13 protein-coding genes are annotated in these 15,188 nt (G+C 43.7%); 5 read left to right on the forward strand and 8 right to left on the reverse strand.

The features are described 5' to 3' along the window. Positions 1-167: 167 nt before the first annotated feature. Entirely contained in the window at positions 168-1,043 is an 876-nt protein-coding gene (locus ACOCD9_RS10295) for an energy-coupling factor transporter transmembrane component T family protein (RefSeq protein ID WP_419547331.1), read from the reverse strand. Between the two features lie 3 nt (positions 1,044-1,046). Next, positions 1,047-2,405, reverse strand: a complete 1,359-nt coding sequence (der, locus tag ACOCD9_RS10300) for a ribosome biogenesis GTPase Der (RefSeq protein ID WP_104395626.1) — start codon at positions 2,403-2,405, stop codon at positions 1,047-1,049. Positions 2,406-2,804: 399 nt separating this feature from the next. On the opposite strand from der, the gene ACOCD9_RS10305 reads away from it, so the two are divergent. Then, entirely contained in the window at positions 2,805-3,275 is a 471-nt protein-coding gene (locus tag ACOCD9_RS10305) for a DUF4079 domain-containing protein (RefSeq protein ID WP_104395263.1), read from the forward strand. 307 nt (positions 3,276-3,582) lie between these two features. Here ACOCD9_RS10305 and mutL read toward each other — a convergent pair whose 3' ends face one another. After that, positions 3,583-5,235, reverse strand: coding sequence for a DNA mismatch repair endonuclease MutL (mutL, locus tag ACOCD9_RS10310; RefSeq protein ID WP_419547332.1), 1,653 nt, complete (start codon positions 5,233-5,235; stop codon positions 3,583-3,585). A gap of 439 nt (positions 5,236-5,674) precedes the next feature. Between mutL and aroQ the strand changes: the two genes are divergently transcribed. Continuing rightward, positions 5,675-6,130 carry a type II 3-dehydroquinate dehydratase gene (aroQ, locus tag ACOCD9_RS10315; RefSeq protein ID WP_287702411.1) on the forward strand — a complete coding sequence of 152 codons (456 nt, stop codon included), beginning with the start codon at positions 5,675-5,677 and terminating at the stop codon, positions 6,128-6,130. Between the two features lie 24 nt (positions 6,131-6,154). Here aroQ and ACOCD9_RS10320 read toward each other — a convergent pair whose 3' ends face one another. The 4 genes from ACOCD9_RS10320 to ACOCD9_RS10335 all read right to left on the reverse strand — a co-directional run bounded on the left by ACOCD9_RS10320 (position 6,155) and on the right by ACOCD9_RS10335 (position 10,962). Then, positions 6,155-7,954 (reverse strand): ABC transporter ATP-binding protein, encoded by a 1,800-nt coding sequence (locus tag ACOCD9_RS10320; protein ID WP_419547335.1) that lies wholly within the window; start codon positions 7,952-7,954, stop codon positions 6,155-6,157. Between the two features lie 40 nt (positions 7,955-7,994). Further along, entirely contained in the window at positions 7,995-9,071 is a 1,077-nt protein-coding gene (locus ACOCD9_RS10325) for a phosphotransacetylase family protein (RefSeq protein WP_419547337.1), read from the reverse strand. Between the two features lie 34 nt (positions 9,072-9,105). Next, entirely contained in the window at positions 9,106-9,483 is a 378-nt protein-coding gene (ebsA, locus tag ACOCD9_RS10330; protein WP_419547339.1) for a type IV pilus biogenesis protein EbsA, read from the reverse strand. A gap of 222 nt (positions 9,484-9,705) precedes the next feature. After that, entirely contained in the window at positions 9,706-10,962 is a 1,257-nt protein-coding gene (locus ACOCD9_RS10335; protein WP_419547341.1) for a GAF domain-containing sensor histidine kinase, read from the reverse strand. A gap of 388 nt (positions 10,963-11,350) precedes the next feature. On the opposite strand from ACOCD9_RS10335, the gene ACOCD9_RS10340 reads away from it, so the two are divergent. Together ACOCD9_RS10340 and ACOCD9_RS10345 are read left to right on the forward strand one after the other, a co-directional pair. Beyond that, positions 11,351-11,665, forward strand: coding sequence for a DUF3155 domain-containing protein (locus ACOCD9_RS10340; protein WP_004268081.1), 315 nt, complete (start codon positions 11,351-11,353; stop codon positions 11,663-11,665). Between the two features lie 371 nt (positions 11,666-12,036). Then, positions 12,037-13,053 (forward strand): type I glyceraldehyde-3-phosphate dehydrogenase, encoded by a 1,017-nt coding sequence (locus ACOCD9_RS10345; protein WP_287702401.1) that lies wholly within the window; start codon positions 12,037-12,039, stop codon positions 13,051-13,053. Between the two features lie 5 nt (positions 13,054-13,058). Here ACOCD9_RS10345 and ACOCD9_RS10350 read toward each other — a convergent pair whose 3' ends face one another. Beyond that, positions 13,059-13,835 carry an ABC transporter permease gene (locus ACOCD9_RS10350; RefSeq protein WP_287702399.1) on the reverse strand — a complete coding sequence of 259 codons (777 nt, stop codon included), beginning with the start codon at positions 13,833-13,835 and terminating at the stop codon, positions 13,059-13,061. Positions 13,836-13,961: 126 nt separating this feature from the next. Here ACOCD9_RS10350 and ACOCD9_RS10355 point away from each other — a divergent pair, with 126 nt between their 5' ends. Beyond that, entirely contained in the window at positions 13,962-15,074 is a 1,113-nt protein-coding gene (locus ACOCD9_RS10355) for a DegT/DnrJ/EryC1/StrS family aminotransferase (RefSeq protein ID WP_287702397.1), read from the forward strand. Positions 15,075-15,188: the final 114 nt, after the last annotated feature.

A 15,188-nucleotide genomic window follows, 5' to 3' on the forward strand; every position in this document is an offset into this window, starting at 1 on the left:
CATCAAATTAGTTCCCCCATAGAACCTCCTTGAGCCATCTTGCACACTTTTCTCTTTTTGTCAAATTTTATGTTAAGAAAGATGTGACTAATGGATAGATCAAGGGGGGCAGGGGGGATCGAACCTAAAATCCATTTTTAAATTATAACCAGCTACTTAACTAACTGCTATAAACCCCCCCAAACCAATCGGGCTGCCCAAAAGGGAATTAACAAAAATAAAGCGATCAAATCAGCCCATCTTAACTTTAATTCGTGCCAGCGTACTTGATGCTGATTGGGACTGGTAAAACCGCGAACCTCCATAGCGATCGCTATTTGTTCGGCACGCAAAAGCAAATTATCTAGGAATTTTTCCACGACTGTTAACCAGACGTTTAAACTTCTTTTAATCCCTAATTTTTGCCAATCGATCGCCCTAGTTCGCACTGACCTAGCTAGATTTTGCACTTCTTCTAAAACCAGGGGAATAAAGCGCAAAGATAGGGTAAGAGTCAGAGAAATTTCTGTCACTGGCACATTAAATCGCCGTAAAGGACTCATTAAATTCTCTAAACCTTCGGTAATTTCTTCCGGTGCCGTCGTCAACAAAAAGAGATTAGTGCTATAAATTAAAGTAAAAACTAAGGTACTAATTCTCACTGCTAATTCCAAAGAACGTCGGGTAACAAATAAACGACCTCTATCCCATAAAACATACTGATAATCACTTGCTGGCGGTAAATTCAGCCCTTCCTCCGGCAAACGCGGCTGAATACTCACCGCTAAACCATCGGGAGTGATAGCAGTAATCAGAAAGACAATAATCGCCAAAAATATCAGCCAGCCCATCTGTTGCCGCCAGACGCGGGGAGGAATAGGGGCCAACAGGGTTAACAACATTAACAATCCCACCAAAGCTAAACGCCACCAAGGATTAGCCAATAAAGGTGCTGCTAAAAAAGCCATTAACCAGATAAATTTTACCCGCGCATCCAGTTGATGTAGTCGGGTAATCGGTTGATCGAGATAAAGACCGATGGGCAAACTTCGCAATAAATCCATAAATTAGACCTTGGTGGCTCTATTAACCGTTTTTTCCACTTCTCGCGCCGGTTTGCCGCGCCAGATTAAGCGGATCGGGGTTCCTTTAAAGCCTAACTGTTGCCGGAATTGCCCTTCGATGTAACGGCGATAGTTATCATTAAAGCGCTGGGGATCGTTAACAAAAAGGGCGATCGTGGGGGGTTGACTCGATACTTGCGTGCCATAGTATAGTTTCCCCTGTTTTCCGCCTCTAGTGGTGGGGGGATTGTGCCATTTAACCGCATCTTCGATCACATCGTTGATTACCGAGGTACTGACGCGACGACGGTGAGATTCGGCGGCAATATCAACTAATTCGAGGATTTTAGTGACTCTTTGCCCCGTCATGGCGCTGACAAAGATCATTTCTGCCCAATCCATAAAATACAGCCGATCTTGGAGCATTTTGGTATAAGTATTGATGGTGTAGGTGTCTTTCTCCACCGCATCCCATTTATTGACCACTAGCACCACCGCACGCCCTTCTTCAATGATTCGTCCCGCTAATTTTAAATCCTGTTCGGTGACACCATCTAGCACATCGATGACGAATAACACCACGTCAGACCGGCGAATTGCCTTAAAAGCACGGTTAATACTGAAAAATTCGGCTCCATAGTCCACATTCTTCTTACGGCGAATGCCAGCGGTGTCAATTAACCGATAAACCTGTCCTTCTCGTTCAATTAAAGTATCGATCGAGTCTCTGGTGGTTCCCGAAATCGGACTGACGATCGCCCGTTGTTGTCCAGTTAAAGCATTGAGGAGACTGGATTTACCCACGTTAGGACGACCGATAATTGCCACTTTAATTTCTTCATTTTCGGTAATTTCCGCCGCGGGTGGCAAATATTTAATCACCGCATCGAGTAGTTCACCTGTACCAGAGCCGTGAATGGCTGAGATGGGGAAGGGTTCACCGATGGCTAATTCCCAGAATTCCGTCGCTTGCAGGATACCCTGTTCCACCGATTCACACTTATTAACTGCCAAAAGTATCGGCACATTTTGCTGTCGTAACCAAGCGGCAATTTCTCGATCGCCGGCGGTAATTCCTGCCTGGCCATCGACGACAAAAATCGCCACACTTGCCTCTGCTAGGGCGATTAAAGCCTGTTCGCGGATTAAAGGGAGAAATTCGCTGTCATCGTTAAAAACTAGCCCTCCTGTATCGACAATTTGAAAATCTCGATCGCACCAGAAAGCTGGTTGATAGGTGCGATCTCTGGTAATCCCGGGTTGATCGAAAACGATCGCCTGTTGATCTCCAGCGATACGATTGACAAGGGTAGATTTGCCCACATTGGGACGACCGATAATAGCGACGACAGGCAGTTTCATAAGAGGGGGAGGGGGCGGAAATTTAAGGCCCAATATTCTATCATAGCGATTTGCGATCGAGCTTGGTTGATTTAAATGTTGGTTTGAACAAAGATAAGCTGTTCGTAATTTAAATTGCTTGTTGAGACGAGGCAAGAGGCTTCGGCCGTGAGCTCAGCCGAACGGCAAAAGGCAATAGTAAAGGGATTGGGGGAGGTTCGGCTAATCTAAGAATAAGCGGGTTAAATGCGTCCTAGCTTAGTCAGGAGACTATTTTTATTTATTCTCCCCACACCCCACTCTCCTATAGCTTTTAAACGGAATTTAGTATGACAAGTCCAGTGACCCAGAAAACAAGGAAGCGCGAGCGATTCATGTTAATTTTTATTAAGAAGCGATCTTTGATGAGAACAGACAACTATGAACCTCGAGATTCCCAGTGCCGTAAAAACTTGGTCACAATTTGGCCATCCCATTCTCATGTGGGTTTTATTAGGATTAACTATCTATGCGCTCTATTCGGGGCTACAATGGCGACGGACGCGGACAGCAGATAAAGACCTAAAAAAAGAATTATTGCCCAAAAATTTTCGCACTAAACACTATCAAATTGGCTCCCTAATCCTCGCTTTAATGGTGTTGGGGACGATCGGGGGTATGGCGGTGACTTATATTAATAACGGTAAATTATTTGTCGGTCCCCATCTGCTGGCCGGTTTAGGGATGGTGGGTTTAATCTCGATTAGTGCCGCTTTAGTACCTTTAATGCAAAAAGGCAACGAATTGGCTAGAATCACCCATATTACCCTTAATGCCGTCATTTTAGGTCTTTTTGGCTGGCAAGCCTTCACAGGAATGGATATAGTCCAGCGTATTCTCAGCAAAATGTAAGAAAACCTAAACAGAGAGGATGCGTCTGATGACGCATCTAACCCTATGGGAGAGAGGTGAGGGGAGCAAAAAACTGACACTAAATCCAATTATTAAAAACTGATACTAAATCTGGTTATTAAAAACTGATTATCTATTGCTCCTATTGCCTATTGCCTATTGCCTTTTGCCTGTCCTGATATGTAGCCTATACTTAACGGATTTAGTATGAGATGCTCCCTAACCATATCTGCCAATTTTCAGTAAACAGTTCACTGATAACTGATAACTGATCACTGATAACTGATAACTGATAACTGATAACTGATTAAATGCCGTGACTTTTGCCGATTACCCAATGACGACGGAAGAAGCGAGCGAGCGAGGTTTCTTCTAAGGATAAGTAAATCGGTCTTCCGTGGGGACAGGTGCGGGGATTACGAGTATTTTGCCAATCATCGAGTAAATTCTGCATTTCTTCTAAACTTAAAGCTGTACCGTTGCGGATCGCACTACGGCAAGCGGTGGCTACCTGAGCGGTTTGTAAATCGCCCCCTAAACTTAATTCTAGTAAAGCATCAGCCCGATCCTGCCGCTCTTTTAGTAGAACAGGAATACTACGAATAGCCCAAGAACGATCGCCAAAACTAGCAACTTCTAATCCTAAACGTTGTAATTGTTCGACTTGTCGAGTAGTTAACTGATTTAAGATGATCGGAGTATCTAACGGCACGATTTCCCAGTTATCCTCTAAACGTTCGTACAAAACCCGCTCATGGGCAATATGTTGTTCCACTAACCATAATCCGTTAGGATGTTCAGCAACTATATAAGTTTGGTGAATTTGGGCTAATGCCTTTAATTCCAGCCGATTTTTCCTGGATTTCTCCCCTATTGTATAAGTGCTTTTTTCCTCGGCAGCCTTGAGAATTTGACTGACGCGCTGATTTTGCGCTTTTTCGGGTATATGTTCGGGATTTAGTCCTAACGCCTTGTCTATGGCTGAAATTATCTGTTCTTGCCAAAAAACAAGGTTATGCAGGTATATTTCCGCTTTAGCTGGGTGACGATTCCAATCGATCGAACGGGGGTTAAGATGTAGATGGAGAAAACAAACGGGATAGCGATCTTTAGGGACTGTGCGAGCGAAAGCTTGAAATATTGCCTGTTCTAACTCCGATGAGCGCACCATTCGCCCATTAACAGCAATTTTAACCCAATCCGGTTGATGGCGAGAAATGCGATCGGGCAAACCGATGACCAATTCAATTTGAGCCAATTCTGCGTCAGGAGTCGTTAAGTCAAGTTTTAGGGCTGCTAAATCGTTAAAATGCAGAGATTTAACTAATTGCGGTAATATTTGACTGGTATCCTTACCCGGACTAATGCGTAACCAATCTTGATGATCTTGGAAAACCTGCCAAGTAATTTGGGGATGACAGAGGGCAAAATTATGAATTAAAGTCTGTATATCCTTTAATTGTTTGTTAATTGACGGTAAAGCTTGACGACGCACAGGAAAGTTACCAAAGAGATTCTCTACCGTGACGATAGTGCCGATAGCTATAGGAATCGTTTCTAAATTATCCGGCTCGCCCTGGTGATTGTAAAGACAATAACAACCTAAATCATCGTCATGACGACTGGCAACCCGCAGACGCGCCACCTGTGCGATACTGTGCAAAGCTTCACCACGGAATCCGAGACTGGTAATCTGCCAAAGATCGTCCCGTTGGCGGATTTTGCTGGTACTGTGGGCATAGCTACACAGTTGCAAATCTTCTCTAGACATTCCCCTACCGTTATCCGATACTTGTATTCGCCAGTTTTGCGGAGATATATCGATGGTAATCCTATCTGCCCCCGCATCAATGGCATTTTCGACTAATTCTCGCACCACAGCGCCTAAAGAGTCGATTACCTCTCCTGCGGCAATTAAATCGATTACGTCTTGGGGTAAAACTTGTATGGGCAAGGTCATCAATTAATGGTTTTAGCCAAGGGCAAACTCGATATATTGTCGCACAGGGGGTGCATGATTAAGGATTCCCCTCCCTACCAATTTATCGGCGATCGCTGCTTCCTGAGAGAATGAAACGACTCTAGGAAGCAGGGAAGTACAGGTTTTGCTCTCATAGTAGGTTGATTCATTAATCAACCTACAAAGCACGACGTTTTGACAAATTTTCAGCTATTTATTCCGAGAATCAGTTTTTAATAACTAGACTTATACTAAATCCGGTTATTAAAAACTGATTATTTATTCCCCATGAGTAGAAAACGGGTTTCTCGGAGAAACCCGTTTTCTGTGCGTTACTCAACGGATTTAGTCTGATTACCGTAGCGGCAAAAATGCTGTTGATAGGCAATAATCCCTGATCGAGATAAGATTAATTCTGGTGATGATAGGGAAGACAGTGGTGAATAAACTAAGCATTCTGGTTTTACACGGACCGAATTTAAACCTATTGGGGAAAAGAGAGCCGAATCTCTACGGTAACGTCAATTTAGAAGCGATTAACCAGTTTTTAAGCGAAGAAGCTACCCGTTTAGGGGTGAATTTAACCGCGCACCAGTCCAATCAGGAAGGGCAATTAGTGGACTGGATTCAGCAAGCATGGGGTCAGCATGACGGTATTTTGATTAATGCAGCAGCTTATACTCATACCAGTATCGCCATCCGCGACGCAATCTTAGGCACAAAAATTGCCTGTGTGGAAGTACACTTAAGCAATATTTACAAACGCGAGTCTTTTCGTCATCATTCCTACATTGCCGATATAGCTATCGGACAGATTAGCGGTTTTGGGGCCGAAAGTTATCGGTTAGGATTATGGGCATTAGTCGATTATTTGCAAAAGAATGGGAAATTTTAGTGCAAATTCTGGAACTTCGCGGTTTTAAACCCAAATTTTCGACAAACTAGCGTAGAGGCCATCTTTGGTTAATAAATCTTCATGGGTTCCCGATTCGACTAATTCCCCGCGTTTCAGGACAAGAATTCGATCGACATTGCGAATAGTGGAGAGACGATGGGCGATAATAATAGCAGTACGATCGACTAAAATCTGTTCTAAAGCTTCTTGAATTAATACTTCTGTCCCCACGTCTAAACTAGCAGTAGCTTCATCTAAAACTAAAATTTCGGGGTTACGAATAGCGACTCTCGCAAAAGCGAGTAATTGTTTTTGTCCTCCCGACAAATTTGCGCCCCGTTCGCGTAAAAGAGTATGATAACCATCGGGTAACTCCTCGATAAAGTGATCGATATTAGTTAATTTAGCCGCTGCCTTCACCTGCTCAAAATCATAGTTTTCTCCTAAAGTAATATTGCGAGTAACATCTCCAGCAAAGAGAAAAGTTTCTTGGAGAATGACACCGATATAACGTCTTAATTCCGCTTGGGGAAGATAACGGATATCGATACCATCCACTAGAATTCTGCCCTTACTTGGTTCGTAAAGACGACAGAGAAGACGAATAATCGAACTTTTTCCCGCACCAGTGGGACCGACTAAAGCGACTTTTTCCCCCGGATGAATAGTAAAATTGAGACCTTTGATAATATATTCATCTGGTTTATAACCAAACCAAACATTTTCAAAAATAATCTCGCCAGGTTTCAGTTTTTCTGGGAAAGAAATTTCTTTATAATTGTTATAATCTTTGATTTCAATGGGAATACTAATTAATTCCCCAATGCGTTCAATAGCAGTAAAACCAGCTTGAAACATAGTAAATTTTTCGGCAAACTGACGCAGGGGATTAAAGAGACGTTGGGAGAATAAAATAAAAGCCGATAAAACCCCAAAATCAATGGTTTTCTGGAGAATAAAAATCCCGCCTAACCATAATACTCCTCCCACGGCAATTAATCCGATCCATTCCAAAGTAGCTGAGACGGCCGAATCATAAAAAATTGTTTTATCTAGGGATTGACGATAGTGAGTATTGATAGCGCGAAACATTTCAGTGTTAAAGCGTTCGCGGCGAAATAATTGAACAATATTAACTCCGACTACATTTTCCTGTAATTGGGCATTAAGTTTTGATAATTCCTCGCGTACTTGATAGTTAGCGATGCGGTATTGTTTTTGAAAAAAGATAATTAAAGCAGTGACGGGAAATAACATCAACACCAACAATAGAGCTAATTGCCATTGCAGGGTAAACATGGTGATGATAATAACTAAAATATTGACCAAATCACTGACAACTCCGATCGCCCCACTAGCAAAAACTTCTCCTAATGCTTCCACATCGCTGGTTAAACGAGTGACTAAACGTCCCACGGGAGAGCGATCAAAAAAACTGGAGGAAAGGGAGGTGACATGGGCAAATAAATCTTGCCGGACATTAGCAGTAATTGACTGACCGACTTTCTGCACTAGATAACCTTGTGTTGTCCCTAAAATCAGTCGTAAAATAATCGAAGCTGACAGGATAATAATTAAGGTATTAATGGCTGCTGTTAAGGGCATTCGAGCCAAAAAATCCCAAGTTTGTTCCTTTTGCAAAAGGGAGACCGCTTGACCGATAATTAAGGGCTGGATCGCCCCCGTGAGGGATAGGGGAAAAAGAAGTATTAATGACCAAAATAGCAGGGCTTTTTGCTTTTTTGCGTAGGGAAGTAATCTTAATAATAAGCTCCAGTCATTTTCTTTGACCGGAGGGGACACAGGGGGGGATGATAGACTCATGAAGTGATTTCCAATGAAATTCTCGGCAGCCGGGGAGAAATTACACCCCTATTGTTAACTTTTCTAACAGGCGATCAATCTGGAAATGTTCCTCCATTAATTCTCGAATACAAGCGACTTTTACCTGTTCCTGTAAGCGAATCTTGCCGAAGGCCTGATCGACGATTTCCACGGTACTGAGAGTATCTAAATTTACCGAGAGAATTGGTACTTCTAAATCCTCGGCCCGGCCCAGAATCAGCGGATCCGGAGAGATGGAACCGGTTAAGATTAAACAGGTGGTGGAAGTTTCTAGGGCAGCTAACTGGAGGTCTGTGCGATCGCCGCCCGTAATCACGGCCATATTTTCCCCCTTGCGAAAATATTCTAAAGCGGCGTTGACATTCATCGCCCCGATCGCTAAACTTTCTACCATCCAATCCAAACGATCGGGCCGACATAATACTTTGGCCCCCAAAAGATGGACAATTTCCCGAACACTAATACTGCGCAGCAGTTTACTCGCGGGTAACAGTCCTAAAACTTCCACTCCTTGGCGGGACAAATAGGGTTTCAGGAGAGATTGTACTTCCTCCCAATCATCGGCCGGGATATCGCTAATTACTACCCCCAGCAGCTGATTATTTAATTCCTCTCTTGCTTTCAGCAGACTCTCGGCAATTAGGGGAGAACTATAGCGGGCCACCAATAGGATCGGAGTCTGGAGAATTTTGGCCATCTCCCCCATCGATAACTGAAAAATACTGCCTTCCCAGAGAGTCCCCGGCCCTTCGAGGAGGATAATATCACTGTTAACTCGATCGAGATAGCCGGCAAGAATATTACCGTAGTCCTGTTTATCTGTACCTTGTAAACGTTTAGCAACGGAATCCATATCCGTATAGATCACCGGTAAACGCAGCTGCTCAGGGGATAATTCTAGTAATTGCCGAATAAATTCTACATCCTCATCGACCAATTGCCCATCGACGTATCCCGGACAATTGCCCACTGGTTTGCCGTAACTTATCTCTAGTCCTTTTTGTCGCAAGAGATGCGCTAAACCGACGACAGTTCCCGATTTACCACTGAGGGGTTCCAGGGAAGAGATAAGTATAGATTTGGCTGATTTCGCCACGATTTGCTCCTTTTAACCCGTAAAATCCCGATTTTTATCCTTCAAATCGCAGCAGTTTCCGATAAAATCCCTGCGAAAAGTCGGCTGAACCTAGCTGCTTAAAGGTTTTAATTGCACCGATGAGATATTCGATCAACTCGGCGTTAATAATCGTCATCTCATAGCTTAGGTCGGCCTGTCCTTCAAATTGTAAACGACAACGGGTCAATTCCGAGGGCAATTTTGATACATACCAAGAGGCCACAAAGGGAATCCCTTCACTGTTTTCTATGCGACGACGACCTTCTAAAGATCCTCCTTGATACAAAGCGATCGCATAGGGCAGGATACTATGTTTGTCCTTAGCATAGTAGGGCATATATACTAACACATCAGCCTTATTAGCGGCTTCTAATTGTTCGATAGTCGGCATAATTTAAGTAATAGGACAAAATTAACTTTTTGGTTAGGATAGGCACTCATGCAAGGGGCAAAAGGCAAGAGGTACTTAGATGTGTCTAATTAATTGTCTCTAGCTACTGTTAATTCTTGGGTTCTGGGCCAAGTTACCAGTAAAAATGATATTTTTCTTATATTTTAACCGATCGCCCCCAGAATCTCCCGATCGGGACAATCGGCAGAATTTACGACCAGATCAACTTTCTGTACTGAGGTTATCATCGGGTATAACTGGTATATGAACCCGAAAAACCGTGCCGGGGTAGGGGGAACTTGTTTGCTCAGGATTGGGACTGATAAATTCAATCGTCCCCCCCATGCTGGTAATTAATTCTTTGGCGATCGCTAAACCCAATCCTGTCCCGGGTATATCTCCCCCCGCTTGCACCCCCCGGTAGTGACGTTGAAAAATTCTTTCTTGATCGCTCCTCGGTATACCATAACCCGTGTCTTTAAAAACAATTTCTACACTATTCTTAACATTCTCCACCTCGACGGTAACTTTTCCGCCAGCAGCAGTATATTTGAGGGCATTATCAATTAAATTACTGAATACTTCCCGCAAACCGGGGATATTAGCCCGAATAAGTGGTATATCTTCCCCGTAAATCCTTTCTAAACTGAGATTTCTCTCTTTGGCTACGGCCTCGGCCGAAAGGAGCAGCGGATCGAGAATATCGTGGAGATCGATCGGAGTTAGCTGAGTGCTGCCAGCAGGCAAGAGAAAGGCAGTGGGGGAAGATTGCGCTTGCAGGAGAGGAATATCGACAGTGGGGTAATTTTCGCTTTCTTGCTGAATTTGTCCCTCAAATTCGGCAATTAAGTCCCGAACTCGATCGCTTTCCCTCAATATACCGGTAATGGCGGGATCGTCACCTTCTTCGGCTAACAGCCTTTTGAGTAGAAGTTTACCAAAGGTTTTTAAAGCGGTAAGGGGATTGCGGATTTGATGGAGAAAGGTATCGAGGCGCTGACGTTGCCATTGTCGATAATAGCGTTCTTCTCCCAATTGGCGATCGAGTACACAGGCTAAAGCGAGGGTTTGGGTGATTTTTTCCATCCGGGTTAATTCCCAACTTTGCCAAGGTCGTTTTTCTCTGGTTGTCACCAATAATCCGATCATGCCCTCTTCATACATTAAGGGTAAAAACAAGCGATGACCGCTGACGGTCTCCTGATTACTCCAGAGGTGGGATAAATCTTCTAACTTAACCGCAGTTAACAAGTCGGCCGCCGGTTGCCCTGGTTGTAAGGAAAGCTGCTTTTTTTGGGGAGAAGGGGGATTAAAGGGCGGATAAACAACGACTGGAATTAAATCACTCGATAAAGGTTCAGTTAAATAAACCGCACTTCTGTCCGCTTCCATTTGCTCCCGCAAAAGTTCCATCTGTGCCTGACAGAGGGCAATAAAATCATTACTCAGGGGAGTCCGGGAGGGGAAGGAGAAGGGCATACCAAGAAAGTAAAAAGTAAAAAATCAGAAAACCTTGATAAAGCTAGGGTTGCGAGTTTTATTTCCCAGTTTACACGGGAGAGAAGGGCGATTCTCTTGGATCGAGTGCAGCCAGTAAAAAGCAATTAGGACAAGGGTTTGGTCACTATTTTAGGGGTGGATCGCGGTATATATTAAAAAAAGTTTAAGAATAATAAGTTTTGTATCGGGATTTGGGGGAGTGTTTTTGTCAGAAAAACTTAAACATAGTCCCAGTCTAGCTTCTAGTCAAATTTGTCTGTAATTGGGTTTGTGAGAGACACTTGATTTCTGGGTCTAGAACGGATATAATCGCTACGGCTTTTGTAACTATCATTACAACGATTAGCCAAAACAGGAGGTAATTGGGTTGGCCAGAAAACGGAAACGTAAGAGTCGCCGTCGTCAAGAAGGACGTAAGATACTTGAACTTGTACCCCAGTATAGTATTGAAAGTGGCGAGGATAAACCCGTAACTGCGGCGCGTAAGTATATTCAAGCTATAGGCATTAGCCCACCAGCTTTATTGATTGTTAAGCGTAACGAGCATACAACCGATCGCTATTTCTGGGCTGAAAAAGGACTGTTTGGAGCGCAATATGTGGAGGAAAACCACTTCCTCTTCCCAAGTTTGCGCGACCTGCAGCCCCAGCCCGTCAAAGCACCGGTAGCAGTTGCCAAATAATTCACAGGACTATTAATCGTATCATGGAAAGTGAACTCGTTTACGGAAAAGTAAACGAGTTTTTTTTGAGGATAAGAGGAGCGGGGACATTCAAGTGATCAGTAATCAGTCAACTGAAAACTCACATCTGATCACCGAAAAGGCGGACAGCTAAAGAGGGAATGGGGTTATGAGAATTTTTTAGCGGTTATTTAGGCTCATTTTGGCTTTAAATCGCTTTAATCAATCAAATTTTCTCATTTAAACCCGATAGGATTGGTGAGCTAATAAATTATTTTCGATCAGGATCGTAAAGTTCAACCTTTAAGGTATGATTGGGAACATTAATTATTTTTTTATGTATTGCACTAAAAGGTAGAGGGCAAGCAGCAGTGATTAGAGTAGCGATCAATGGTTTCGGACGGATTGGACGTAATTTCCTAAGATGTTGGTTAGGACGGACTGATAGTGGCTTGGAGGTAGTGGGGATCAATGATACATCCGATCCCCGGAGTAACGCTCACCTGCTCAAATATGACTCGATGTTAGGCAAACTTAACGCTAATATCGATGCCGATGATAATTCTTTAATTGTTAACGGTAAAACCATTAAATGTTATTCCGATCGCAATCCCCTCAATCTGCCCTGGGCAGAATGGGGTGTAGATTTAGTGATCGAAGCTACTGGTGTTTTCGTAGATGAAGAGGGCGCTTCTAAGCATATTGTCGCAGGAGCTAAAAAAGTCCTCATTACCGCACCGGGTAAAGGTTCGGGTGTGGGAACCTATGTCGTCGGTGTCAACGCCCACGAATACGAACACGATAAATACAACGTCATCAGTAATGCCAGTTGTACCACCAACTGTCTTGCTCCTGTCGTCAAAGTGATTCACGAAAACTTCGGCATAATTAAAGGGACGATGACCACCACCCACAGTTACACTGGTGATCAACGCATTCTTGATGCTAGTCACCGGGATCTGCGTCGCGCTCGCGCGGCAGCCGTTAACATCGTTCCCACCTCCACTGGCGCCGCTAAAGCTGTAGCCTTAGTTATCCCCGCAATGAAAGGGAAACTTAACGGTATCGCTCTGCGTGTACCCACTCCTAACGTTTCTGTGGTGGATTTAGTGGCGCAAGTGGAAAAAAGCACGATCGCGGAACAGGTAAACGAAGTCCTCAAAGAAGCTTCGGAAAATTCTTTGAAAGGAATTCTCGAATATAATGATTTACCTCTCGTTTCCTCTGATTATCGCGGTGTTGATGCCTCCTCGATCATTGATGCTAGTCTCACCATGGTGATGGGTGGCGATATGGTGAAAGTTATCGCTTGGTACGATAACGAATGGGGTTACTCCCAACGGGTGGTTGATCTCGCTGAAGTCGTCGCCAGCAAGTGGAAAAGCTAAATTAGTTAACTGAGCAGTGATAAATTCTCACTGAAAAAGCGCCGATAGATTCCCTCTGTCACCAATTGTGCGGTGATTAGGTTGGCTAGGGCAATCATAAACAGGATCAGTATCTGGTAGGAAGCGGCGTTTAAAGGTTCACTTCCTGCCAATACCTGTCCGGTGAACATTCCGGGTAAACTGACTAAACCCACCACCATCATCTGATTGAGGGTGGGGATTAAACTAGCTCGAATCGCTGCTTTTTGATAATCTGCGATCGCTTGTTGAGGGGTTGCCCCCAAACAAAGATGGGTTTCGATTTCTAAACGGTGACTTTTAATCGCACTGCTTAATCTTTCCCCAGCTAAAGAGGCACTGTTCATGGCATTGCCTAACACCATTCCCGTCAAGGGAATCAAGTATTGGGGTGAGTACCATTGTTCTGGTTGAATAATTAAAGCGATCGCATAACCTAAAGTTAGACAGCTACTAATCAATAAAGAGCCGAAAACTAGGGGTAATAAGCCTTTATCCCGGCTATCAATGCGATTTTTAGCAACAATAGTCGCAATAGTCATCATTACTGCCAAAATCCCCAGCACGGCTAGAGGATTATCCAAGGAAAAAATAACGGCGATAACGTAGCCTACCACTAATAATTGCAGGATCGATCGACCGGTCGCCAATAATAATTGGCCCTCTAGGGCTAAATTTGACCAACGGGAGAGGAGTAAACAAATACCCATCATCCCCAAAGCCCAACCCAAATCCACCAGATTTAGTTCTACTAATCCATCCATAAAAATAAAAGAAACAAATTAAAAGGACACTTCATCTATAAATAGCAAGTTTATAATTATTTTTGACTAATTATTCCTTTTTTTCCCCGACAAATCCCGATTAGTCTCTAATTTGAGTGAAAGCGCGTGAGTACAATTCCCCCCGTCGATTTATCCCGTCAATACCAAGTCATCAGCGAAGAAGCTAACCATGCCGTTTTAGAAATCCTCCGTTCTGGGCGCTATATTGGTGGCGAAGCTGTGAGCGAATTAGAACGACAATTTGCCCTCTATCATGGTGTTAGCGATTGTGTCGCCTGTAATTCGGGAACCGATGCCCTTTATCTGGCACTGCGCGCTCTCGGTATTCAAGCGGGGGATGAAGTCATCACTTCCACTTTTTCGTTTATTGCCACCGCCGAAGCGATTAATTTAGTCGGGGCAGTGCCGGTTTTTGTCGATATCGATATTAATACTTTTAACCTCGATGTGGCACTGTTGGAAAAAGCGCTTACTCCCCAGACTAAAGCGATTATCCCCGTACACCTTTTTGGGCAATCTGTCAATATGTCTGAGGTGGTAAATTTCGCTCGTTCTCATAATTTATTGGTGATTGAGGATTGCGCGCAAGCAACGGGAGCAGAATGGCATGGGCAGAAAGTGGGGAGTATCGGCGATATTGGCTGTTTTAGCTTCTTTCCCACCAAAAATTTGGGCGGTTGTGGCGATGGTGGCGCAATTACCACCAATAACCCCGAGTTAGCGGCACAAATTCGCATGATTAAAGAACACGGCAGCAAGGTGCGTTATTTTCATGAGGTAATTGGGGTGAATAGCCGCTTAGATGCCGTTCAAGCGGTTATTTTGCAAATTAAGCTGAAATATCTCGATTTTTGGAATAATCAACGGATCGAGATTGCCCAACGTTATCGGGAATTACTGCAACCTTTGCCTAATATCACTTTACCTGCCGCTTTAGCCGGAGGTAAGCACGTTTGGAATCAGTACACAATCCTAACGGAAAATCGTGACCAAATGCGGGCGGCTTTGCAGGAAAAAGATGTCCTATCCATGGTTTATTATCCGATTCCCCTACATTTACAGCCGGTTTATCAGTATTTAGGCTATAAAAAAGGTGATTTACCCGTGGCTGAATTGGCCAGTGAAAAAGTGTTATCTTTACCTATGTTCCCCGATTTAAGCTTCGAGGAACAACAACAGGTAGCCTACGCGCTGAAAGATTGTTTGCATAGTTCCTGAGTTATCAGTGGGAATTATGAATTATGAATTATGAATTATAAATTATAAATTATGAAGTGGGGAGAAAAAAGCTGCCCCCTGCCGACCGCCTCCTCTCCTAATTCCTGAATACTG

Origin of the sequence: Microcystis sp. (genome assembly GCF_048564745.1) — a bacterium.
GTDB lineage: Bacteria > Cyanobacteriota > Cyanobacteriia > Cyanobacteriales > Microcystaceae > Microcystis > Microcystis ichthyoblabe_A.